The sequence below is a fragment of the Corynebacterium guaraldiae genome, assembly GCF_053480195.1.
In genome coordinates this window covers 58,072-79,388 of record NZ_JBRBAU010000009.1, presented here as the reverse complement: position 1 = coordinate 79,388, position 21,317 = coordinate 58,072, and the positions used below count along the sequence as shown (strand labels likewise).

20 protein-coding genes and 1 pseudogene are annotated in these 21,317 nt (G+C 60.0%); 10 read left to right on the top strand and 11 right to left on the bottom strand.

Features of this window, described 5'->3' with window-relative positions; genetic code table 11:
- Positions 1 to 41 precede the first annotated feature (41 nt).
- A complete protein-coding gene (locus ACUY3D_RS08495; RefSeq protein ID WP_448240862.1) occupies positions 42 to 1,616 on the top strand; it encodes an alkaline phosphatase in 1,575 nt (524 codons plus the stop codon).
- A gap of 103 nt (positions 1,617 to 1,719) precedes the next feature.
- Here ACUY3D_RS08495 and ACUY3D_RS08490 read toward each other — a convergent pair whose 3' ends face one another.
- Complete coding sequence (locus tag ACUY3D_RS08490) at positions 1,720 to 2,454, bottom strand: Fic family protein (protein ID WP_448240861.1); 735 nt, start codon at positions 2,452 to 2,454, stop codon at positions 1,720 to 1,722.
- Between the two features lie 3 nt (positions 2,455 to 2,457).
- On the bottom strand, positions 2,458 to 3,174 hold the full coding sequence (locus tag ACUY3D_RS08485) for a helix-turn-helix domain-containing protein (RefSeq protein WP_448240859.1): 717 nt from the start codon (positions 3,172 to 3,174) through the stop codon (positions 2,458 to 2,460).
- 115 nt (positions 3,175 to 3,289) lie between these two features.
- On the opposite strand from ACUY3D_RS08485, the gene ACUY3D_RS08480 reads away from it, so the two are divergent.
- Positions 3,290 to 5,818 carry a hypothetical protein gene (locus ACUY3D_RS08480; protein ID WP_448240857.1) on the top strand — a complete coding sequence of 843 codons (2,529 nt, stop codon included), beginning with the start codon at positions 3,290 to 3,292 and terminating at the stop codon, positions 5,816 to 5,818.
- 29 nt (positions 5,819 to 5,847) lie between these two features.
- Positions 5,848 to 6,498, top strand: a complete 651-nt coding sequence (locus ACUY3D_RS08475) for an MOSC domain-containing protein (protein ID WP_070700564.1) — start codon at positions 5,848 to 5,850, stop codon at positions 6,496 to 6,498.
- On the opposite strand, the gene ACUY3D_RS08470 is transcribed toward ACUY3D_RS08475, so the two are convergent.
- Positions 6,473 to 8,032, bottom strand: coding sequence for an ATP-binding protein (locus ACUY3D_RS08470; protein ID WP_448240856.1), 1,560 nt, complete (start codon positions 8,030 to 8,032; stop codon positions 6,473 to 6,475). The genes ACUY3D_RS08475 and ACUY3D_RS08470 overlap by 26 nt on opposite strands.
- Before the next feature lie 354 nt (positions 8,033 to 8,386).
- On the opposite strand from ACUY3D_RS08470, the gene ACUY3D_RS08465 reads away from it, so the two are divergent.
- The 4 genes from ACUY3D_RS08465 (at position 8,387) to arfB (ending at position 10,168) form a co-directional block, all read left to right on the top strand.
- Positions 8,387 to 8,719 carry a Fic/DOC family N-terminal domain-containing protein gene (locus tag ACUY3D_RS08465; RefSeq protein WP_005530810.1) on the top strand — a complete coding sequence of 111 codons (333 nt, stop codon included), beginning with the start codon at positions 8,387 to 8,389 and terminating at the stop codon, positions 8,717 to 8,719.
- Between the two features lie 123 nt (positions 8,720 to 8,842).
- Complete coding sequence (locus tag ACUY3D_RS08460; protein ID WP_448240855.1) at positions 8,843 to 9,106, top strand: Fic family protein; 264 nt, start codon at positions 8,843 to 8,845, stop codon at positions 9,104 to 9,106.
- Positions 9,107 to 9,183: 77 nt separating this feature from the next.
- Entirely contained in the window at positions 9,184 to 9,693 is a 510-nt protein-coding gene (locus tag ACUY3D_RS08455) for a putative glycolipid-binding domain-containing protein (protein ID WP_448240854.1), read from the top strand.
- 31 nt (positions 9,694 to 9,724) lie between these two features.
- On the top strand, positions 9,725 to 10,168 hold the full coding sequence (gene arfB, locus ACUY3D_RS08450) for an alternative ribosome rescue aminoacyl-tRNA hydrolase ArfB (RefSeq protein ID WP_448240853.1): 444 nt from the start codon (positions 9,725 to 9,727) through the stop codon (positions 10,166 to 10,168).
- Positions 10,169 to 10,222: 54 nt separating this feature from the next.
- On the opposite strand, the gene ACUY3D_RS08445 is transcribed toward arfB, so the two are convergent.
- The gene (locus ACUY3D_RS08445; protein ID WP_082254470.1) at positions 10,223 to 10,531 is read right to left on the bottom strand and encodes a HigA family addiction module antitoxin; all 309 of its coding nucleotides are present in this window, start codon (positions 10,529 to 10,531) and stop codon (positions 10,223 to 10,225) included.
- Positions 10,518 to 10,622, bottom strand: a pseudogene (locus ACUY3D_RS08440) (type II toxin-antitoxin system RelE/ParE family toxin); the annotation flags it as partial. The pseudogene ACUY3D_RS08440 and the gene ACUY3D_RS08445, both read right to left, overlap by 14 nt.
- 149 nt (positions 10,623 to 10,771) lie before the next feature.
- Here ACUY3D_RS08440 and cmtR point away from each other — a divergent pair.
- A complete protein-coding gene (gene cmtR, locus ACUY3D_RS08435) occupies positions 10,772 to 11,131 on the top strand; it encodes a Cd(II)/Pb(II)-sensing metalloregulatory transcriptional regulator CmtR (protein WP_005530797.1) in 360 nt (119 codons plus the stop codon).
- The gene (locus ACUY3D_RS08430; RefSeq protein ID WP_448240851.1) at positions 11,128 to 13,020 is read left to right on the top strand and encodes a heavy metal translocating P-type ATPase; all 1,893 of its coding nucleotides are present in this window, start codon (positions 11,128 to 11,130) and stop codon (positions 13,018 to 13,020) included. Before cmtR ends, ACUY3D_RS08430 begins: the two co-directional genes overlap by 4 nt.
- Before the next feature lie 152 nt (positions 13,021 to 13,172).
- On the opposite strand, the gene ACUY3D_RS08425 is transcribed toward ACUY3D_RS08430, so the two are convergent.
- Genes ACUY3D_RS08425 through ACUY3D_RS08415 form a run of 3 tightly spaced genes read right to left on the bottom strand, consistent with a single transcriptional unit; the run spans position 13,173 to position 15,655 of the window.
- Positions 13,173 to 13,955 (bottom strand): zeta toxin family protein, encoded by a 783-nt coding sequence (locus ACUY3D_RS08425; RefSeq protein ID WP_448240849.1) that lies wholly within the window; start codon positions 13,953 to 13,955, stop codon positions 13,173 to 13,175.
- Positions 13,952 to 14,215 carry a hypothetical protein gene (locus tag ACUY3D_RS08420; protein ID WP_448240848.1) on the bottom strand — a complete coding sequence of 88 codons (264 nt, stop codon included), beginning with the start codon at positions 14,213 to 14,215 and terminating at the stop codon, positions 13,952 to 13,954. The genes ACUY3D_RS08425 and ACUY3D_RS08420 overlap by 4 nt, the downstream gene beginning before the upstream one ends.
- A gap of 30 nt (positions 14,216 to 14,245) precedes the next feature.
- Positions 14,246 to 15,655, bottom strand: coding sequence for an aldehyde dehydrogenase family protein (locus tag ACUY3D_RS08415; protein WP_448240846.1), 1,410 nt, complete (start codon positions 15,653 to 15,655; stop codon positions 14,246 to 14,248).
- A gap of 151 nt (positions 15,656 to 15,806) precedes the next feature.
- Here ACUY3D_RS08415 and ACUY3D_RS08410 point away from each other — a divergent pair, with 151 nt between their 5' ends.
- Positions 15,807 to 16,727: an AraC-like ligand-binding domain-containing protein gene (locus ACUY3D_RS08410; protein ID WP_070708082.1), complete on the top strand. Its 921-nt coding sequence runs from the start codon at positions 15,807 to 15,809 to the stop codon at positions 16,725 to 16,727.
- On the opposite strand, the gene ACUY3D_RS08405 is transcribed toward ACUY3D_RS08410, so the two are convergent.
- The 3 genes from ACUY3D_RS08405 to ACUY3D_RS08395 all read right to left on the bottom strand — a co-directional run bounded on the left by ACUY3D_RS08405 (position 16,724) and on the right by ACUY3D_RS08395 (position 21,313).
- A complete protein-coding gene (locus tag ACUY3D_RS08405; protein WP_448240844.1) occupies positions 16,724 to 18,055 on the bottom strand; it encodes an NAD(P)/FAD-dependent oxidoreductase in 1,332 nt (443 codons plus the stop codon). The genes ACUY3D_RS08410 and ACUY3D_RS08405 overlap by 4 nt on opposite strands.
- A gap of 18 nt (positions 18,056 to 18,073) precedes the next feature.
- The gene (locus ACUY3D_RS08400) at positions 18,074 to 19,561 is read right to left on the bottom strand and encodes an APC family permease (protein ID WP_448240894.1); all 1,488 of its coding nucleotides are present in this window, start codon (positions 19,559 to 19,561) and stop codon (positions 18,074 to 18,076) included.
- Between the two features lie 264 nt (positions 19,562 to 19,825).
- Positions 19,826 to 21,313 (bottom strand): NAD-dependent succinate-semialdehyde dehydrogenase, encoded by a 1,488-nt coding sequence (locus tag ACUY3D_RS08395; protein WP_143334978.1) that lies wholly within the window; start codon positions 21,311 to 21,313, stop codon positions 19,826 to 19,828.
- Positions 21,314 to 21,317 lie beyond the last annotated feature (4 nt).

Here is a 21,317-nt window from a genome sequence, read left to right as displayed (position 1 = left end):
CTCTTTTCTTGCTCGCTCTTTTCACTTTAGAAAGCTCAATAATGCGTATTTCTTCTCGTGCGCTGCGCACCTGCGCGGCTGTGACCGTCGCTTCCCTTGCCACCGCTGGTGTCGTCGCTCCCGCGCAGGCCGCAACCTCTGGCCCGAAGAATGTCATCTACATGATTGGTGATGGCATGGGCTACAACCACATCGCCTCCACCAACCTCTACGAGTCCGGCCAGTCCAAGTACCTGGTTGAGGGCGCTTTCGACGGCGAGGTCAAGGAGCTCGACGGTGAGTCCGTCCAGGCCTTCGAGGACTTCGAGCGACTCTCCATGACCACCTTCCCGGAGGGCGGTTCTTACGACCCGGCAAAGGCCTGGACCGACCACGATTACGTCAAGATGAACAAGGTCACCGACTCCGCCGCTGCCGGCACCGCCATGGCCACCGGCCAGAAGGTGGACAACGGTGTGCTGGGCAAGTCCCCGTACGGCCACTCCTTGAAGAACATCTCCGAGCAGGCAATCTCTCACGGCAAGTCCGCTGGTGTTGTCAGCTCCGTTCCGTTCAGCCACGCCACCCCGGCTGCGTTCGCGGCGCACAACAAGAACCGCAATAACTACACCGAGATCGCCGCTGAGATGGTCGGCTCCGATCTCGACGTCATCATGGGTGCTGGCCACCCAGAGTTCGATGACAACGCGCAGAAGGTAGGGGCACCGAACTACAAGTACATCTCCGAGGACTCCTTCAAGTCCCTGCGCGATGGCTCCGCTGGCTGGGAGTTCGCCGAGAACACCGCTGACTTTGAGAAGTGGGCCGAGGGCAACGTTGAGGCCGACAAGAAGCACTTCGGCCTCGCACCGGTTGCCTCCACCCTGCAGCAGGGCCGCGACGGCAACCCGGAGGCTGCTGAGCCGGGCACCGATCCGAAGAATGACGTCGTGGATCTTCCGACCATGACCAAGGGCGCTCTCAACGTTCTGGGCCAGAACGACAAGGGCTTCTCCGTCATGATTGAGGGCGGCGCCATCGACTGGTCCGGCCACGCCAACCAGACCGGCCGCGACATCGAGGAGACCCAGGACTTCAACAAGGCTGTTGACGCTGCCATCGCCTGGGTTGAGGAGAACTCCAGCTGGGACGAGACTCTGCTCATCGTCACCGCTGACCACGAGACCGGCTACCTCTCCGGCAAGGAAGAGACCGCCTCCTGGAACCCGCAGACCGGTGAGAAGGGCAAGGCCCCAGAGCACCAGTGGTACTCGGGCGAGCACACCAACCAGGTTGTCCCGTTCTTCTTCAAGGGCGCTGGCTCCGAGGGCATCATGGCCAAGGCCACCGGCACCGATCCGGTGCGCGGCAAGTACATCGACAACACCGACGTTGCCAACCTGATCATCCAGGACTGGTGGTTCGCTGACGGCTCCGCCCCGGAAGACGAGAACCAGGATCAGGATCAGGGAAACCAGGCCAAGGATGACACCAGCAGCAAGGTTGGCTCCTCCATTGGCGCTGGCTTCCTGGGCGCTGGCGTTGCCGCCGCCATCCTCGGCGCTATCGCTGCCTACCTGCAGTCCATAGGCATCGTGAAGGTTGACTTCGCCGCTCTGCAGAGGATGTTCCGCTAAGCACTAGGCGCTAAACGATGCGCTGAGCATTCAGGCCCCGAGAAGGTCCTTCGCTTTTAAAGCGGAGGGCCTTTGCCGTTCACGCGCTTCGAGTCTTCTCCGCTTACTGGGAGGACTCCGCTAGGCAGTCGTACAGAAAATCCATCAGCGTTGTGGCGTCGTCCGCGCGGAAGAGCTCATCGAGGGCAAGGTTGAACTCCAGCCGCCGCGCGTGGGGGATATTCAATGAGCTGTATCCATGACTCAGTAAGAGACCGGACGCCACAAGCCTGGCGGTCCGCTTATTCCCATCGAAATAGAACTGGCTACGCGTGGCTGAGCAGAAATAGGCCAACGCTTGCTCGACTGGGTTTTCAAGCCCTTGGAGGGACACCAGCAAATCAGCATGGGCTTCACCCAATTCATCAGCAGGGTCGAAAGGGATGAACCCGCCATCCATGAGCCGCACTCCACCGCCATCTCCCTCCACATGGCCTTCACCACGGAAAAGTCCGGCATCGAGAGCCTCGTTCCTTGCTAGGACAGCATGGAGTGCGTTACTGGTGGCTTTATCCACCGCACATTCCTCTTTGAGGACCAGCTCATGGAGCAGGTTGAACGCATCCGACAAGTCCAAGATCTGTTGCTGTTCAGCAAGTGCCTTTCCACCCACAGTGACGCCATCGAGCAACGTGCGGACTTCTGGGAGGGTAAACGTGTTTCCTTCCAGCGCGGCGGCATTCCACACCAAGTCAGGAAGTTGCTTGGTGAGTCGAAATAACGCGCGCTCGGTCCCCAACTCCACAATGTGAGGTCGCTCGTGGTGCTCCCAGCTCACTCGGCTCGTCGCTCTTCTCATCACCTATGCCCCTCCCACATAGTTTTCTGCGCACACATCAATAGCAAGTTGATGCGGTGATACGTAGTGTATTCCTGATTCTTTTGTTGCGCCCGTGAGCTCTTCACCAGCCACTGGCACGAGGGTGATCCCTCCGGAAACGGGCTCAGCACTGGCACGAATCCGCCTAGGCAACGAGGACACGATCTCTGCTGGATTTGTGCACCAGATCAATGTTGATTGAGGTTTTCCTACACCAGCGATCTGCCCCGCGACTCGTTGAGCTGCACATGCTCCCGACATCGCCCATGGTTGCCCGCTCGCATCAACCGCTGAGGCAAGCGTTATCGGATTCGCCGGTAAGAAGTGAAGAGCCCCGTGGCGGCCATAGGGATTGGACGCCCATGCGCCTCGTTCTATGAGCGCCTGATAGTCACCGTCTTCGCCTGGAGCGTCACCCCACTGCACAAAACGGTCAATCCAGGCTTTAACGTCCGGCTCCTCACTTGCGAGTTCCCCAAGAAGCACTCGGGCGGCTGTCGCGGCGGCGGCATCGCTCATGCGATGCACCGATACGGAAACCTCATACCCAAGCACGCGCATTACCTTGGCCAACCCGGTCAAACTCGGTTGAGCTGTCCCACGCAACCACAGATTGAGCGTATTTCGAGAGACCCCCGAACGCCGAGCCACTTCGCTCAGGCTCAGCGGGCTTTTCTTGAGGAGTTGTACTGGGTCCATGGCCCTACTATAGCTAGCTGTCCTATCGATAGGACACCTGTCCTACTCATAGGACAGTCAGGCCGCCTACCAGCGACATGGCAACAGCACCCCACGGTGTCCTATGATGAAAAAAATGAGCGCGGAGATCTATTCACTTCCCACAACGCCGTTGGTCACCACTGATTTCATCGAACAGGGCCCCCGGATTTCACTGCGCCGGGGAAGCAACATCCTCATGCTTCAGCTGCCCGCCACGTACCCCGAAGCGGAACTGACGGATCCGCGGTGGGTGGTCAAGTCCCATTTCATCGACCGCCCCCACTCGGTGCGTGAATTCGCCACCGAAGAGCCGCTGGAAGTCGGCATCCCCGGCCCCTTTACCCGCATCGAGGTCACCCTGCACGATGGCGATGAGGACCTCATCGAAACCATCACCTTCACCGGCATCACCGAAGACGCGCCCTTCATCGTCTATGACCGCACCACGCTTATCGCGCCGCAGGGCACCCTCAAGGACGCTAAGCCGCTCGGCATCTGGGCCGGCTGGGAAGTTGGCCCGCTGCCGGAGCGGGTGGAGGTGCCGCAGAGGGAACCGGTGGACGTCGCCAAGCACGGCGATTTCGAGTGGGACTTTGACGTCGCCATCCTGCCCAACGCCCGGGGCCTCGACAACGAGCCCGTGTTCACCAAATCGCCGCGCGTGCACCTCATTGCGGAAGGGGAGTGGCGCATCGATCTCACCTACGCGCCCCTCGGCGGCGAACAGGAGGAGATTTCGGAGCAGACCTTCGACGCAGGCATCGCCGAACCTTTCCCGGGTGACCTCTACGAAGACCCGTGGGTGGGCCGCTACAAGGTGTCGCTGTGGCACGACGAGCAGCTTGTCGACGTCCGCTTCATCTCCCTCGCCGAGGGCCTCCACATGCGCGCCACCAACGACGGCCCGCGCGGCATGGATTTCCGCATCATCGACGCCCTCGGTGCGCACTCAACCTTCAGCTACACGCTGGCCTCTCCGCCAAAGAAGCCCATCGCGCTGGAGAAGGGACTACGCACCCTCGAGGACACCGAGGTCTCTCGCCGCGAGGTCGTAGCCAGTGAGGCCGGCTATGAGCTGGAATTCGATGTTTGGCCCGAGGCCTTGTTTAGCCGCGTCAAGCGCATCGGCTTGGAACCCACTGAGCATTCCGATAAACCGGTTATTTTCGCCGGCCAGCTCGATCAGGATGACATGTTCACCGTCCACTCGCCGCGCCCACTGCCGCTGGCGAAGTTCGTCACCATCGACGGCCGGCAGAAAATCAAGGAACTGGCGCGCACCTCAAAGACGACGCAGGCGGTCACCAGCCTCGCCGTCCCCAACGCCGCGCTGGCCAACGCCGTGCGTAAGCAGCCAACGGCAGAGCTTTTCCTCATGTGGTCCACACTGTCCTATGAGGACTACCTGGATTCCCTTCCAGCGGAGGAGCGCGCGGCCCACCAGGCCCGCAGCTTGGAGCGGCGCATCGTCGAGTACGAGGCTTCCGCATCCACCAGCTTGATCTATGCGGCGCTGGCCACCGTCCGCAAGTCCCCCTTCGTCAGCCGCGGTCTGCTCAACGGCGATGAGATTATCATCGAGCAGAACGCAGAACCGCAGGCAGATTTAGTGGGCTGGGCCTGGCCATTGGCCGAGCCCACCGTGGCGCCTACCCAACTCACTCCCACCGAAGAGGGGTTTGAGCTGCCCGCCGACCTTGCCGAGCAGGGCTCATTGCTTGTCGACGTCCGCGAGCTCCGCGCCTCCTCCAACCTCGCCGCCCCTGCACGCCCCTCCAGCGCCTCCATCGTGATCACACCGGAAGGCTCACCGGCGGCGCTCGCCTCAAAGGACTGGACTCCGGAGCAACTGTGGGGCACCTTCCGCGCCCTTCACGTGCTCTCACAGCGCAGCCCGAACCCGAAGCTGCAGGCGATGTTCGACAGCACAATCGACCGCCTGCGCGCCCAACCGGAGGACGCGCTCCACGCACTAGCGCGCACTGGCGTTAGCGTGAACCAGCAGGCCCGCTCGCTTGCGCGCACGCGCTTGTTCCACTCGCCGCTGGAGCCCACCGCCGAGTCGAGCGCCGATAGCTACCTGGATCTTCTGCTCGATCCTTCCGCCAGCGAGAACGCGGAGCTGAACGCCGTGCGTGAATCCGGCGCCGATGGCCTGACCCGCCCGATGCTGCTGAATGCAGCGACCATTCACAGCCCCACGCCGCCCGTCGATGACCTGATGGGGGAGGCTGGCCGCGTCGCCGCTCTGCGCGAGTGCTTTGCCAACAACGGCGCACTCGATGCGCTGGGCACCATCGAGCACCTGCGCAAGGACGCCACCGCACTGGCCTCGCTGGTGCAAAACGCGGGCGTTGACATGTCCGTCAGCCACACCCTCATCGCGCTGGGCGCCTTTGCCAGCGGAAATACGGCTGATGAGCTCAACGCCGCTGCGTGGATGCCTTACATCTCCTATGCCTTCGCCCTGGCGTCTCGCGCCGCGGCGAACGACATCATCATGGAAAGCCCCCTGCTCAAGGAGGACATGCCCATGCTTGCCGACGTCCTCCCTCTCGCCCCCCGCCTCTTCTTCTACGACCTCGTGACCGCCGAAGCTCTCTTCCGCGATCGCGACCTATAAGCGCGTGAGGTGTGCCACAATGAGTGAACATGAAGGTTATCTCCACGAACGTCGCTGTCCGCCGCCCCGAGCCGCACGGACGGCACGAGTACACGGGCATCGATAAGCAGCCGCGCCCCTTCCTCGACTTGGAGGTCCCCGGGCCCGCCTACGGTGACGGCTCCGGCGTGGTGGGGGATTCCATCGGTGACCACGCCCACCACGGCGGAGCCGAGAAAGCCGTCTACGCCTATGCCCGCGAGGAGCTTAACTACTGGGAGGGCACGCTCAACCGCGTTCTGCGTGACGGCTACTTTGGGGAGAACCTCACCACCGAGGGTATTTCCTGGCCGAATATGCTCATCAACCAGCGCATTCAGGTGGGGGAGTGCGTGCTCGAGGTCTCTATCCCGCGCCAGCCTTGCGCTACCTTCTCCGGCTGGATGGACGAGCCCGGCTGGCTCAAGTCCTTCACTGAGCGCGGCGATTGCGGCTCCTACCTTCGCATCATCGAGCCGGGCCGCATCAATCCCGGCGATGAGATTACGCTTATCGGCCGCCCCGACCATGACATCACCATGGGCATGGCCTTCGCCGCCAAGATGGGGGACAAGGAGCTAGCCCGGCGCGTCGTCGACGCCGGCTGCCTGGCCCCAGTCCACCACGATCAGCTGGTTAAGCGCCTGCAGCCCCGCGGTTAGCTAGCCATTCATAGGTTGTCGCTTGTGAACCGCGCGTGCCATCCATACGCACGAATCGTGCCTTCACCAGTGACTTCAGCGCATATCGGACCTGCGCTCGAGTAAGGTTTGTGGCTGTTTCTATTTCGCCGATAGACAGCGGTTGTGCCGCCGTACGCAGCGCCTCCGCTACGCGCGGGGCGTTAACACCCAGGCGTTCCAAGGTCACTGGTGCATCCACTCGTCGTTCCGGGCCGGTGCCTGATTCCTCCTTGCGTAGTGGCTCCCAGATGCGGGCCTCTCCACGAGTGTCCGGCCGCCACATTTTCACCGTAAATTGCACGCCAGAATCTATCAGGTCAGGCTCCGGTAGTCCTTGCTCTCGCGCGGCATCCAGCATGAGCTGCACGCCGCCGCCTTCGCCCTCAATAACAAAAGAGCCATCGTCTGCTTTGAGATATCGGCACAGTCTATAGAGCCGCTGGTTAATCTCCTGGCGCGCCAGATCTCTCGACTTGAGCTGTTCAACCGTCAGATCCCGAAGGCCTCCTGGACTGGAGATAACCATCTTGTCCGGTAATAGGCGGACATCAATCGATTTACCCGCACCCAACGTATTTGGCCCAAGATCACGGTGCACCAATGCATTAGCCACGGCCTCTCGAATGGCCGGAAGGGGAAGTTCAGGAACTTCCACCATTGATCCGTCCTCTCGATATCGCCGTACGGCGGCTAAACGTTGCCTTACCCATCCCATTACCGAGTTCAACAGCACCGGAACGGGCCCCTCAAAGGTCTCCAACCCCAACACTCGCCCGTGCTTCGAACCATTTGGTAGCCTTTGCGCCACCGTTACTGCTAAGGAAGGAAAATGCCCTTGGGGATAGAAACCCAGCGCATACAGGCCAGCAAGCGTCAGCTCTCCAGTCGCGGTCGTCACCGCTAGCGCCCGTAAGACGTCCTCATCTTGAGTAAGTCCCGATAGTCGCCGATTCTTTTTCCGCGCCTGAACCAAGAAATCTTGCACCACGTCGTTATCTAGGTCTGCAAGGCTCGTGCCTTCCACAATCGTCGTGTCATAGGACACTGCCTCTTCGGCATGCAGCTTTGCCACGTCCATCATGCGCAGCTCCGAGGCACTCATACGGTAGTCCCCATCAGCCATTCGAAGATACGCTTCTCCCCTGTAGATAGCAGGCTTATCAATAATCGGAAGACCCGTAACCTCCGCAATCACGACATGCGTGCCATCTATTGCCACACTGTCGGTATGCACTGTGACTGGAGGGGTGATGGCATGACGCGCCTGCGAGGCCAGAGCAGCCTCCATCTCCGAAGGATTCTCAATGCCAGTGACAATGAATCCTTCCTTCTCATTGACACCGAGAATGATAAGGCCGCCACTCGGCATGTTTGCGAACGCGCACAATGTCTGCGGTAGAGAGTCCGGAATGCCCCCTTGAGCGGTTTTGACCTCGACTGTTGTTGAATCACCGCCGCGCAACTCAAGCTCAGCCAATAGCTCTCTCAGCTGATTCTCGGACCAATTGTTCACGATGAATACCCGCCCTCAATGTTAACAATGACGGCTCAATGCTAACTTCATTCCTCTTCAATGACAAGAGTTCTCATTGATCTTCCCATTGAGGTGTCATTGACATTCTCATTGAGGCCAAATTATGGCCCTGAAACCCCGTATGTTTAAGCTTTATCTAGCGCATAAACCGCAATGAGTGGTTGGATAAGAGTTATCCAACCACTCATTTGCTGTCTGACGAATGGATAGCCTCTACAAGCCTCACTACGTTACCGAGAGCTGGATCCCCGAATCAGGCTCCGGCATTCCCCGGCGCGATAAGGCCGGAGGCCCTTTTTAGGTCTATGTCCCTGACCATTTTGTAAGTAAGGCATGGAGTTTTCCCCAGAGCTCACCAGCCGGGCAGCACGTATCGAGCGAGAGATCTTGGATCTCAACCGTCATGCTGCTTCTGGCCAGTTGGAGTCTGTGGCCCGCTTACTCATGCGTTCTGAGGCGATTTCTTCCTCACGCATTGAAGGTATTGCGCCCAACGTCGACAAGGTTGTCCTCGCGGAACTCGCCCAAAAGGAGGAAGTCCGCGGCTTTAAGGAAAGCGCGGAAGAGGTTGCGCGTAACCTCACCGTTCTGTGTTCCATTGAGAAGAGCTTTGCCACCGAACCAACATCTCCATCGGCCTTCTTGAAAAGCTCCAAAGAGAGTTGATGGGGGGAGAAGGGCTCTATCCCCACTGGTCTCCGCACTATTCAAAACTGGATTGGTGGAAGTAACCACACACCCTTTGGGGCCGAGTTCATCCCAGCGCCCCCACGTCTAGTCCATGACCTCGTGGACGACTTATGTCTTTACCTCGATGGCGCTTCGCACGGTGCTCTCATCCAGGCCGCGATTGCTCACGCTCAATTCGAAACGATTCACCCATTTGCAGATGGCAACGGCCGTGTGGGCCGTGCTCTCATTCATGGGATTCTTCTGCGTCGCGGACTTACTGAATACACCATTCTGCCGGTATGCCTCGTCCTCGGTACGTGGTCCAAATCGAAAGCTACCTGCCTTTTCGCACCATCAAGCGTGGGAAAATCCTCACCATGAAGCGCACGTATAAGTGGGAGCATGTCGAGATTCCCCTCATCCGGAACTAGGCCGCAGTTCATTTTTTAAGAGCCGGTTTGACCGCTTCCGGAGTGCAATACGGCGATGGATACGAGGCCACGTGGGAGCTGCGCGCCGCGGAGAACTGGGTGACTGAACGTGTGTCGGTGAACGTTGAAGGCGACGGATGGGGGCGAAGCCTCGAGCTGTTTAGGTCCGAGCAAGGCGTGTGGTCGGCGGAAACCAATGAAGAGGGCGCCCAGCTTGAAGATCTGCCCTCCCCCGGTATCGTCCAGTCAGCCGACCTGAAAGCCGCACTCGATTGCGCTCTCGGTCTGTGCCCTCTCACCAACACAATGCCTATTCGTCGCTTGACGCTGCTTGAGACTCAGGTTCCGAAAACGCAGCTGATCATGGCTTGGATTGATATACCGTCCCTCCAGGTGATCGCATCAGACCAGTACTACAGCTCCGTCGATGCTGAAACTGTCCGATACAAAAGCGGAACACGGGGAGTCGACGTCGAGTTGGAAGTCGACGGTGACGGAGTGGTCGTACACTACCCTGATCTCGCACGGCGGGTCTGATCCGGAAACAACTCTAACTACGCTGGGCGGTATGAACGACCTGACCATCGCGCCTGGCCCAGGGATCCCCGGGGGTCTGGTCATCGTCGCCGCCGACCTGACGGAGCGGTTCGCGAAGTCGTCGGGACCAGGCGGCCAAGGCGTCAATACTACGGACAGCAAAGTGCAGCTTTCCGTCGATATCGCCACGCGCTCATCGCTGTCCGACGCCCAGCGTCGCCGCGTCCTTCACAACCTCGAGCACCGCCTAGACGGCACCGTCTTTACCGTTACCGCATCGACCCAGCGATTGCAGGTACGCAACCGCGCCGAGGCACGAGGTCGCATGGCCGCCCTCTTGCGCGAGGCGCTCGCTCCGCCTCCTCCTCCGCGGCGCAGGACCAAGCCGACGCGGAGCTCGGTGCGACGCCGTCTCGAAGCGAAAAAGCGGCGCTCGGAACTCAAGTCCACGCGACGGCGGCCCCAAATTCCCTAGTTCGAACCATCCGCGTGCATATCCTCACGCTGACGGACCTGGTTCGGGTAACCGCTACGCTGAGACAGCTTGGACCGGTTGAATCCGCTCGATTTCCGAGAGGATCTTGTCTTCCGCCACGTCCAAGTCATATTGAGCCTGTAACCCGAGCCAGAACTGGGGGCTCATTCCGAAGAACTTAGCCAAGCGAAGAGCAGTGTCCGCGGTTACAGCCCGCTTTCCGTGGACAATCTCGTTGATCCGGCGGGGCGGAACGCCGATGGAGACGGCGAGCTTGTGCTGGGTGATCCCCATTCCTTTGAGGAAGTCCTCCATGAGGATCTCACCGGGGTGAACCGGAGGGAGCTTGTCAGTGGTAGTCAACGATCTCAACCTCCTCTGGCCCCGCGGCGGACCACCGAAAACAGATCCGCCACTGGTCGTTGATTCAAATGCTGAACTGACCCCGCCGATCACGTCGCTCCCGCGTTGGGTGGCAGCCGAACCACAACGGATCAGTCATCTGCTATCCCATCGACTAATTCCTGCAGGTCGCAGGACCTACGCGTAACCGTCAGTTCAGTGCATTTTGAATAGTTCAGCACACGTTGTATTGTTCAGCACATGCTGACTATTGCTTCACGCCTCGACGTTATGAACCGGCTCGGCCGGGCCATGGCTGATCCGACGCGTTCCCGAATCCTGATGACCCTACTCGACGGTCCGGGCTACCCGGCCGAGATTTCGCAAAGCTTGGATCTGACCCGCTCGAACGTCTCGAACCACCTGTCCTGCCTACGCGATTGCGGCATCGTCGTCGCTGAGCCGGAGGGCCGCAAGACCCGCTACGAAATTGCCGATCCGCACCTCGCGGCGGCGCTCGAAGCGCTGGTCAACGCGACGCTGGCCGTCGACGAGAATGCCCCCTGCATCGACACTGAGTGCTCGGTGCCCGGCTGCGGCGAGAAAGGAACGGACGCATGAGTTCAGCATGTGGATGCGAACACGAACCCGCCACGGAGATCGAAGAGCTCGATCGGCCATGGTGGAAGGACCCCGAGCTACTGCTACCGATCTTCTCCGGCGTAGCCCTCATTACAGGACTGGCGCTGGACTGGTCCGACTTGGAGACGCCCGCAACGGTACTGTATTGGCTTGGCCTGCTGTTGGGCGCTTACACGTTCGCACCTGGAGCGATCCGGAACCTTGTCACGAAGCGCAAGCTCGGCATTGGCTTGCTTATGACGATCAGCGCTGTCGGCGCGGTGATCCTTGGTTTCGTCGGAGAGGCCGCGGCGCTGGCGTTCCTGTACTCGATCGCCGAGGCGCTTGAAGACAAGGCGATGGACCGAGCCCAAGGCGGACTGCGGGCACTGTTGAAGCTGGTACCGCAAACCACGACCGTGCTGCGCGACGGTACGACGGCCGAGGTCACTGCGAAGGACCTTGAGGTTGGCGAGCTAATGGTCGTACGCCCCGGGGAGCGGATCGCCACGGACGGCATCATTCGGTCCGGACGCTCCAGCCTTGACACCTCAGCGATCACCGGAGAATCCATTCCGGAGGAGGTTGCGCCCGGCGACGAGGTACCCGCGGGAGCGATCAACTCCGCCGGTGTGCTGGAGGTCGAGACGACCGCAGCTGGAACGGACAACTCGCTGACCACACTCGTCGACCTCGTCGAGCAGGCGCAGGCGGAGAAGGGTGACCGCGCCCGGATCGCCGACCGGATTGCCCGACCCCTCGTGCCCGGGGTGATGATCCTGGCGGTGCTGGTCGGCGTGATCGGCTCGCTGTTGGGCGACCCCGAGACTTGGATCACCCGTGCGCTGGTGGTCCTGGTCGCAGCGTCGCCGTGCGCGCTGGCAATCTCCGTGCCGCTGACGGTCGTGGCCGCGATCGGCGCGGCCAGCCAGTTCGGAGTAGTCATCAAGTCCGGCGCGGCGTTCGAGCGACTCGGCGGCATCCGTCACCTAGCGGTAGACAAAACCGGAACCCTTACCCGCAACCAGCCCGAGGTTACCGGAGTGGTCCCGGCAGACGGATTCGATCGGGCGCAGGTGCTTTCCTTCGCGGCGGCGGTTGAGCAGCAATCGACGCACCCCCTCGCCGCGGCGATCGTGGCAGCGGAGCCCGAAGCGCCCACCGCCTTGGATATCAGCGAGGAAGCCGGTCATGGCATCGGCGGCACCGTCGAAGGCCGACGGGTGCTGGTCGGCAGCCCCCGATGGATCGACGCCGGGCCACTGAAGGCGGACGTTGAGCGCATGGAGTCCGAAGGCCAGACCTGCGTCCTAGTCACCGTCAATGACGCTCTCGCCGGGGCGATCGGGGTGCGCGACGAGTTGCGGCCCGAGGTGCCCGATGCCGTGCAATCCCTGCACGACAACGACGTGGAAGTGAGCATGCTCACCGGCGATAACACTCGCACCGCCCGGGCGCTGGCTGAAATCGCCGGAATCGACGACGTGCGCGCCGAGCTGCGACCGGAGGACAAGGCAAGCATCGTCGCCGAACTCTCCTCCAAGACGCCGACGGCGATGATCGGCGACGGCATCAACGATGCGCCGGCACTGGCGGGCGCAACGGTGGGCATTGCGATGGGAGCAACCGGCTCTGACGCCGCGATCGAGTCCGCTGACGTCGCCTTCACTGGCCACGACCTCCGGCTGATCCCGCAGGCGCTGCAGCACGCCCGCCGAGGCAGCAGGATCATCAACCAAAACATCGTGCTGTCTCTGGCCATCATCATCGTGTTGATGCCACTGGCGATCAGCGGTGTACTGGGCCTGGCCGCCGTCGTCTTGGTACACGAAGTCGCCGAAGTCATCGTGATCTTGAACGGCCTGCGGGCTGCACGAGCGAAACGCTGAGGCTGTAACCGGCAAGTCTTATAAGGGTTAAACCACGCGCCGAGCGCACACACGTTGGACCAGGCGAGTCATTCGAGTTCACCACCTGGTCCTTCTCGATGCGTGCAGGCACGGGAACTGTGGGTGAACCTAATAGTTCCACGGGCACAGCCTTAAAGCTTGCGGATAAGCTCTGCATCAGCCACGAGGTTTTGCGTGAGCTTCTCAGCTTCAAGCCCACTCAAGTCACAGCTGTCGAAACGGGCCAGCCAGTCGGCCCGAACAGCGGGGGAGTCGAACCAGGTTGCGCGCTCAGCCTCAATATCCTCGATGCCGCTCAAAGTGCGGCCATCGCGGCTACGGATCGTGAGGTCGTCGACAAGCGGGGCAATCGCTTGAAGTCCTGGGACGATGGCCTTGAAACCCGACGTGTGGGAAACCTCATTGGTCCAGCGCGGGTAGCGGCTCACGCGCTTCGCCTCCAGGTAGCGCTGGACGACGCCCAGCCTGGAGACCTCCTGCGCCACCGCCAGGCCCACGACCTTCACGCGGAAGCCCGCGGAGCGAAACTTGGCTATTTCACCCGCGATGAATTCCGGGTTGGACAGCGTGTTCTCAATGATGAGGGAGTGCCCATGCTGCCGGCCATACTCAATCAGCGAGGACATCCAAAAGGGGACCGGTCCATTGGTGAGCACGTCCATGCGTAAGGGGTCGCGCTCCATGATCTCGTCGAGGGCTGGATGATATTTGCGTAATTCATCCGAGTCTAGAACGACGTGATCATCCGTGAGCATCTCAATCACAGAGGACTTCCCCGACGCTGGTTGCCCTGCGACGTAGATGACCTCAGGTTCCGCGGACGGCTGGCGAAAGAGATACGCGATACGCCGTTCAAGGACGCGGCGTTTAAAAGCGTCATCCACCGGAAAATCCGCAGCCTTAAGCAATGTCATGCCACCTTTGCGCGGGTTTCAAGCTCATCGAGCAAGCGAGCAAAGAATTCCGCGGCCGCACGGATGTCCTCAAGGTCGGTGTTATCGACACCGCTCACAGTGCGCTGAACAAAATCCTCTTGTGCAGTCCAATATTCAATCTCCAGCGCGCTGTCGGTCGCGAGCTGTTGGCGGAAATAGGCGGCTTTCAGCGAGGACGCAACCTCCTTCATGGCGTCGAAGGCTGCGTACTCGATCTCCGGGACTTTGGCGGTGCTCATGGCGCTAAGAATAGCAGCGCCATGGCGGTTTTAGCCGTTGATGATCTGCGGGTAGGCCAGGCCCTTGAGGCCCTCGGTGCCGAACTCCACGCCGTAGCCGGAGGACTTGATGCCGCCAAAAGGCACGCGCGGATCCACGGCACCGTGGCTGTTGATCCAGGTGGTGCCAGCCTCTAGCTGTGCGGCCACCTCCAGGGCACGCTCACGGTTGGAGGACCACACGGAGGAGCCCAAGCCCACGTCAAGCTTGTTGGCCTGCTCGATGGCCCAATCCAGGTCTGTGTACTTCACAATCGGCAGGGCAGGCCCGAACTGCTCCTCGACGACCAGCGGGTTATCCGGGTCGATGTCCGCCACCAGGGTGGTGGGGTAGAAGTAGCCCGGCGCGTCATAGTCCGGGTCGCCGCCCAGCAGTACGCGGGCACCCGAGTCCTTAGCAGCGTTGACGAGCTTGTCCACGATGTCGAACTGCTGCTTATTCTGCAGCGGGCCGAGCACGTTTTCCTCCTCCAGGCCCACGCCCATCGGGGAGGCCTTGGCCACCTCGACGAGGGCTTCGCAGACGGCGTCGTATAGCGACTCCGGCACGTACACGCGCTTCATCGCCGCGCAGGTCTGACCAGTGTTGATGAACGCGCCCCAGAAGAGGTCGCCGGCAATCTCCTTCGGGTCAGCGTCATCCAGCACGATGCCCGCGTCATTGCCGCCAAGCTCCAGCGTAAGGCGGGTGAGGTTGTCGGCGCTGGCCTCCACGATCTTCTTGCCGGTGGCTGTGGAGCCGGTGAACATGATCTTGTCGATTCCCTCGTGAGTGGTCAGCGCCGCGCCAACCTCACCGGCTCCACTCACAACCTGGAGAACACCCTCCGGCAGCACGGAGTTCACGACCTTGAGCAGGCCCAGTACGGACAGCGGGGTGTACTCGGAGGGCTTGACGACGACCGCGTTGCCCATACGCAGTGCCGGCGCAATCTGCCAGATGGTGATCATCATCGGCCAGTTCCACGGGCCAATAGCACCGACGACGCCGAGTGGGCGGTAGTTGACGGTGGCGGTGATGTCATCATCCACGGCAGTGTAGTTCGGGTGCTCGAAGGAGGCGGTGGCATTCAGCCAGCCGGAGCAGGCACCGACCTCGAAGCGGGCGTTCGGGCCATTGAGCGGCTTGCCCTGCTCACGGGAGAGAAGCTCAACGAGTGCCTCTGCATTAGCGTCGATGGCGGCGGCTGCCTTGGTGAGAAGCTCGCAGCGTTCTTCGTCGCTAAGCTTGGCAAAGTCCTTCTGCGCTGTACGTGCGGTCTCAACCGCAGCGTTGAGGTCCTCAACGGTGTCCTCTGGCGCGCGGCCAACAACCTCTCCGGTAGCGGGGTTGAGGATGTCGCGTCCGTTCTCGTCCGTGATGGCGTTGAGCAGATCAGCGTAGGTGGCGAACTGAGTCATGAGATCTCCTTGTGAAGAAGTCGTGGGCCCCGCGAACAAAGCCCGAAGAAACTTTTATTCGGCATGTTACCTGCACCACACGATGCCGCTTGACTCTGCGTGCATACAATTTGTCCACAAATGTGTGAGCTCTCACGATATGATTCCAGCTATGTCTGCTTCAGCCGTTGAGCATTTCGATATCGCGTCATGGCGCACCGCGTCATCCGAGTCTTTTGGCCAACTCGACGTGGACACCGAAGACCCCGCTTCCTTTCACGCCACGCTGCGATCCACGAAGGTGGGGGATATTTCCCTCTTCGATATGTGCACGTCGCCCCACACGGTGAACCGATACAAGATTTCTACCGACGAGGCTCCCTTTTGCAAGCTCAGCCTGCAAATCACCGGCTCTTCAACCATGAGCCAGGACGGGCGAACATGTGAACTGCACCCAGGGGACCTAGCTCTGTACGTGACCCAGCGGCCCTACACGCTGTGCTATCCGGAGGAGCAGAACACACTCATCGTGCACTTCCCGCAGAGCTTCCTCGATATTTCACCAGCGCAGATCCAACGCCTCACGGCGAACCCCATCTCACGCTCACACGGCTTGGGCGCAGTGGCGGTTCCCCTCTTTGAACAGCTGGCCAAGAACTTGGATCTACTCAAGGGCCCGCACGCCACAGCCTTAGTCCGCTCCGCACTCACCATGCTGGTTTCGGTCCTCGCCTCCGACGTAGCCGATGAACCCTCAGCGGGCACACTTCTGTTCAACCAGGCCACCGCCTACATCGAAAAGCACTTGGGCGACCCGGATCTAGGCCCCAGCACCATCGCCCAAGCACTCTTCGTGTCGGTGCGCCACCTCCACGCCAAGTTCTCCGAACAGGGCCTTTCTGTAGGCAGCTACATCAGAACCAGGCGCCTCGAGCACATCCGCCGAGAGCTCGTGGACCCGCGGCACTCCGAGGAATCAATCAGCCACATCAGCGCCCGCTATGGCCTGCACGACCCCTCGCACCTCTCGCGCATCTTCAAGGCGGAGTACCACGAATCACCGAGTGCGTATCGTGCGGCGGCTAGCGGTTAGTCACGCAGCTTGTTGATGACCTCGCGAGCAGTGGAAATTCCGGTTTCAATGGCTCCATCGACAACCACTCCACGCCAACCGGAAGCCCAATCAGCTCCCGCGAAATGCAACGAAGAGGTAGAGATACGGAAGTGGTGCCAACCTTCGGTGAACTGTCCGCGGCGCAGCGTGGCCCAGGCCTGACCGGAGTACTCGTCAGCAACCCAGTCATGTCCGGTAACACCAACAACTTCGAGGTCTGGACGCCACTGGTCAACGACCTTTTGAGCATCCTCAATACTCTCTAAATCGATCTTCTCATGATCGGAGCCGAAGGCCACACAAATGGTCGTGTCGTCATCTTCGAAGTACTCAGAGCGCAGCACAGACACAACGGCCGGTTGGGGCGCGTAGCCAAAGATATTGTGGTGACCCTTAATCTTGATCCAAGCCTTGAAACCAGTCGAATTCCATTTCTGCTCGACAGTTTTCTGCGCGCCCTCGGGCAGGCCTGGCGTGAACTTAATGTTTCCCAAGGCACCGACCGGGACCGTGACAATCACCGCGTCCGCCGTCTCGGAGGTTCCGTCCGCATAGGTAACCGTTGCGGAGTCATCACCGTGCTCGATTGCGGTCACAGCAGTGTTCAAACGAATCTCGCCGGTCAGGTCCTTCGCAATGTTGCCATAGATACCCCGCATACCATTGACGAGTTTGTACCGCAGCGTTTGCTCGTCCACCAAAGAAAGACGGTGATCACATAAGGCTGCCCACTGCTTAGCCATCAAAGAGGAGCCCTGCTCTGGGTACCCGATGTATCCGGCCGACCAGTATGCATTGCACAGGTCCTTTTCTTCCTGCGTAAAGTCACCGTCTTCCAAAGCATCAAGGACGCCTGCTTCATCAGCAGCCAAGAAGGCATCCTTGAGCTCCTGGGAGGCGCCGAATTTCTCATCCAAAACAAGAAGTGGCTTGTGTGGTTCTGGGAAAAACTCACGAGAGTTCTCAAAGATCTTCTCCATTGGCCGCGCCAGTTTGGCATCCATTTCAGCTTCTGTGCCGGACTTCAGCTCACCACCGGCATACCAATACGCAGTATCCACTACCGGAGAAGCGATAATGTCTTGGCCGTAACGGGTGATTTCGGACCAGACATGAGGCTGATGCCAGTGCACCCAGGTAGCACCAATTTCCAACGGACGTCCGAGCCTATCGTCTGTCCAGGCACGGCCGCCAATACGGTCACGCGCTTCTACGATGTGATAGTCAATTCCAGCGGTTTGCAGCTCACGCGCTGCCGTCAGTCCTGCGAATCCAGCACCAACGACGATTACATGCTTCTTTTCCATGATTGCCTTTCCTATGATTTAGATTTGGTCAAGATTGTCGTGAAGACTTGCGTAGATATAGGGCTTTTTGTGCCTTAAATACTCACCCCAAAACAACCCAAGAATTCCGGAAGCGATAATGATCCCGGGCATCACCCACACGAGAGCATCTGGGCCGGTTCCACCGATCATGAGCGGGAAATTCATCAGCACCAGTACGAAGACAGCCACGAGTCCACAGGCTGACACAAGCGGTGCAATGACACGAGTGAAGAGGTTGTAGCCTTTTTCTTGCTTGTTGAGCCAAACCATGATGGACACACTCACCACTGCGAGCAGGAAGACCAACCCAAACGCCGCTGCGTTGGTCAACCACGTAAAGAGTGTGAGGACTGGGAACAGTTCGCCCATCTCGCTGCCATTTCCGGCCAGTGCAAAGCCTCCCACTACGACGAAAGCAATGGAAGTCTGAGTGAGGGACCCGGCTATAGGAGCCCCTTTGGACGATGACATCGCAAACTTCTCGGGAAGGACACGTGAGCGCCCGAGGGAGAAGAAGTATCGCGCTGCGGCGTTATGGAACGCGACAAGGGCAGCAATAAGAGAAGTTACAAACAAGCAGTTCGCTATGTTGGCAGCAATCACTGAATAGTCGCCCAACCACACGAAGACCAGATCGGGACCAAGCTCAGTCGCCTTATCGATGACGACGGACGGCCCTACCCCCTGAGCAAATGCCCACGCCGAAAAAGCGTAGAAGAGGGCGATGGTTCCCACGGCAATATAAGTAGCCTTCGGAACGGTCCGCTCTGGGTCACGAGCTTCTTCCGAATAGATTGCACCAGACTCAAAACCCATAAAGGCAGCAATCCCGAAGGCGAGGAGAACGCCAATACCATCGGTGAAAGACTGATTCGGCCGCATCGTCTCCACAGAGATCCCTTCAGGAGCAACACCAAGGGACAATAGTGATACGCCAGCTACGACGATGAATTCAAGGGCTACCAGAACTCCTAGGATCTTGGCCGAGAAGTCAACGTTGCTGACGCCCATGACAGCTACCAAGAGCCAGCCAGCCAAAGCCGCGATCCACCACGAAATGCTCGTGCCAAACCAACTATTGATCAGATTGGCGAGGGAGAAACCGAAGATTCCATACAGACCGACCTGCATCATGTTGTAGGAAACCAGGGCCAGAATTGCGGCTGCGATTCCTTGCCGGTTGCCCAGCCCCTCAGACACATAGGCATAGAACGCTCCAGAGTTCTGAATCTTCGAACTCATAATTCCGTAGCCAACTGCGAAGAATACGAGAATTATTCCAAGAACAAGATAGCCCCAAGGGACTCCCAGCAAACCGGATACCGCGAAATTGGTTGGTACCCCTCCTGCAAGCACAGTAAGGGGCGCTGACGCCGCAATAATCATAAAGACTAGCGACGTTGTCCCTAGGCGCCCGGCGCCCAGGCCGCCCTTAAGTTCGGTGGGAGCCCGGTGCCCGGGCTGTACATTTCGAGCGGATAGCACAGGTGACTTCGTCGATGTGTCCACGCCAACTCCTCCTTACTAGCTATGTCGGCCCGACAATCCACCGGATAACCCCGGCAAATATCGGTGTGTAGCTAGTTATTGTGTCGTACCACACAGAGAGATGGTTGTTTGTGGGTGCTCACGATTTGACTATAAGTGCTGTCACATCACGGGACGGTAAATATTATGCATAAAACAACAATACTGGCACCTCCCACCGAGGAGATGCCAGCATTATTAGCAGCGAGTTTAATGCACTATCTATGCATTCGCGTACGGGTCACGCATAGCGATGTACTGCAGCGACGTGTACTCTTCGATGCCCTCGGCACCGCCCTCGCGGCCCATGCCGGACTGCTTCACGCCACCGAACGGGGCGGCGGCGTTGGAGATGACGCCAGCGTTGAAGCCCATGAGGCCGAACTCGAGGCCGTCGCCAACGCGCCACATACGGTTGGAATCCTCGGTGAACACGTAGGAGGCCAAGCCGTACTCCGTGTCATTCGCAAGCGCGATGGCTTCCTTCTCATCGGAGAAGGTCAGGATCGGAGCGATCGGTCCGAAGATCTCCTCCTGGGCCACGCGGGCATCACGGGAGACGTTCGTGAGAACGGTCGGGGCGTAGAAGTAGCCCTTGCCCTCACCCGGCTTGCCACCGATGAGGACCTTGGCGCCCTTGGCCACGGCGTCGTCGACAAGCGCGGTGATGTTATCCAGTGCCTTCTTCTCCACGAGCGGGCCGCAGGTAACGCCCTCATCGAGGCCGTTGCCCACCTTGAGCTCACCGATGCGCTTGGCGAACTTCTCCGCGAACTCGTCAGCGACGGACTCGTGAACGATGAAACGGTTAGCCGCGGTGCAGGCCTCACCGATGTTACGCATCTTGGCGCCCATTGCACCCTCGACGGCCTGGTCGATGTCGGCGTCCTCAAAGACGATGAACGGAGCGTTGCCGCCCAGCTCCATCGAGGTGCGCAGGACGTTGTCAGCGGCTGCCTTGAGCAGGGTCTTGCCCACCGGGGTAGAGCCAGTAAAGGAAATCTTGCGCAGGCGGGAATCCGCCATGATTGGCTCGGAGATGGCAGACGCAGACTTACCGGAGACCACGTTGACCACGCCTGCCGGAACGCCGGCATCAATCATGGTCTGTGCGAAGTACTGGGTGGTCAGCGGCGTCAGCTTGGCCGGCTTGACCACCATGGTGCAACCAGCGGCGATGGCCGGGGCAATCTTGCGAGTAGCCATAGCCAGCGGGAAGTTCCACGGGGTAATAAGCAGGCACGGGCCCACGGGCTTGCGGCGGGTAATCATGCGCAGGGTGCCTTCCGGCGCCGGCAAGGTGCGGCCGTAGTTGCGTACGGCTTCCTCACTAAACCAGCGCAGGTACTCAGCGCCGTAGGTGACCTCACCATAGGACTCCGCCAGCGGCTTGCCCATCTCAAGGGTCATCAGCGCAGCGAACTCATCCTTGCGCTCCTGCACCAGGTCAAAGGCGCGGCGCAGCAGGTCGGAGCGCTCACGCGTCGACGTGCGTGCCCACTCATCCTGCACGGCGCAAGCGGCATCCATAGCCTTCTTCGCGTCCTCAGAAGTAGCGGACGCAAGGGTGGCAATAACCTCACCGGTTGCCGGGTTTTCTACATCGAAGGTGGCGCCATCGGAGGCGTCTACCCACTCACCGTTAATCAGCAGGCCGGTCGGAACCTTGGCCAGCAGCTCGTCAATATTGACCTTGTTGTTTTCACTCATGGTT

What these genes read in the sequence shown, in the direction of transcription:
- ACUY3D_RS08395 (WP_143334978.1), bottom strand. Translation starts at nt 21,313, where the DNA reads ATGAGTGAAAACAACAAGGTCAATATTGACGAGCTGCTGGCCAAGGTT.
- arfB (WP_448240853.1), top strand. Translation starts at nt 9,725, where the DNA reads ATGAACGACCTGACCATCGCGCCTGGCCCAGGGATCCCCGGGGGTCTG.
- ACUY3D_RS08485 (WP_448240859.1), bottom strand. Translation starts at nt 3,174, where the DNA reads ATGGACCCAGTACAACTCCTCAAGAAAAGCCCGCTGAGCCTGAGCGAA.
- ACUY3D_RS08490 (WP_448240861.1), bottom strand. Translation starts at nt 2,454, where the DNA reads ATGAGAAGAGCGACGAGCCGAGTGAGCTGGGAGCACCACGAGCGACCT.
- ACUY3D_RS08425 (WP_448240849.1), bottom strand. Translation starts at nt 13,955, where the DNA reads ATGACATTGCTTAAGGCTGCGGATTTTCCGGTGGATGACGCTTTTAAA.
- ACUY3D_RS08480 (WP_448240857.1), top strand. Translation starts at nt 3,290, where the DNA reads ATGAGCGCGGAGATCTATTCACTTCCCACAACGCCGTTGGTCACCACT.
- ACUY3D_RS08495 (WP_448240862.1), top strand. Translation starts at nt 42, where the DNA reads ATGCGTATTTCTTCTCGTGCGCTGCGCACCTGCGCGGCTGTGACCGTC.
- cmtR (WP_005530797.1), top strand. Translation starts at nt 10,772, where the DNA reads ATGCTGACTATTGCTTCACGCCTCGACGTTATGAACCGGCTCGGCCGG.
- ACUY3D_RS08475 (WP_070700564.1), top strand. Translation starts at nt 5,848, where the DNA reads ATGAAGGTTATCTCCACGAACGTCGCTGTCCGCCGCCCCGAGCCGCAC.
- ACUY3D_RS08405 (WP_448240844.1), bottom strand. Translation starts at nt 18,055, where the DNA reads ATGGAAAAGAAGCATGTAATCGTCGTTGGTGCTGGATTCGCAGGACTG.
- ACUY3D_RS08465 (WP_005530810.1), top strand. Translation starts at nt 8,387, where the DNA reads ATGGAGTTTTCCCCAGAGCTCACCAGCCGGGCAGCACGTATCGAGCGA.
- ACUY3D_RS08415 (WP_448240846.1), bottom strand. Translation starts at nt 15,655, where the DNA reads ATGACTCAGTTCGCCACCTACGCTGATCTGCTCAACGCCATCACGGAC.
- ACUY3D_RS08410 (WP_070708082.1), top strand. Translation starts at nt 15,807, where the DNA reads ATGTCTGCTTCAGCCGTTGAGCATTTCGATATCGCGTCATGGCGCACC.
- ACUY3D_RS08420 (WP_448240848.1), bottom strand. Translation starts at nt 14,215, where the DNA reads ATGAGCACCGCCAAAGTCCCGGAGATCGAGTACGCAGCCTTCGACGCC.
- ACUY3D_RS08430 (WP_448240851.1), top strand. Translation starts at nt 11,128, where the DNA reads ATGAGTTCAGCATGTGGATGCGAACACGAACCCGCCACGGAGATCGAA.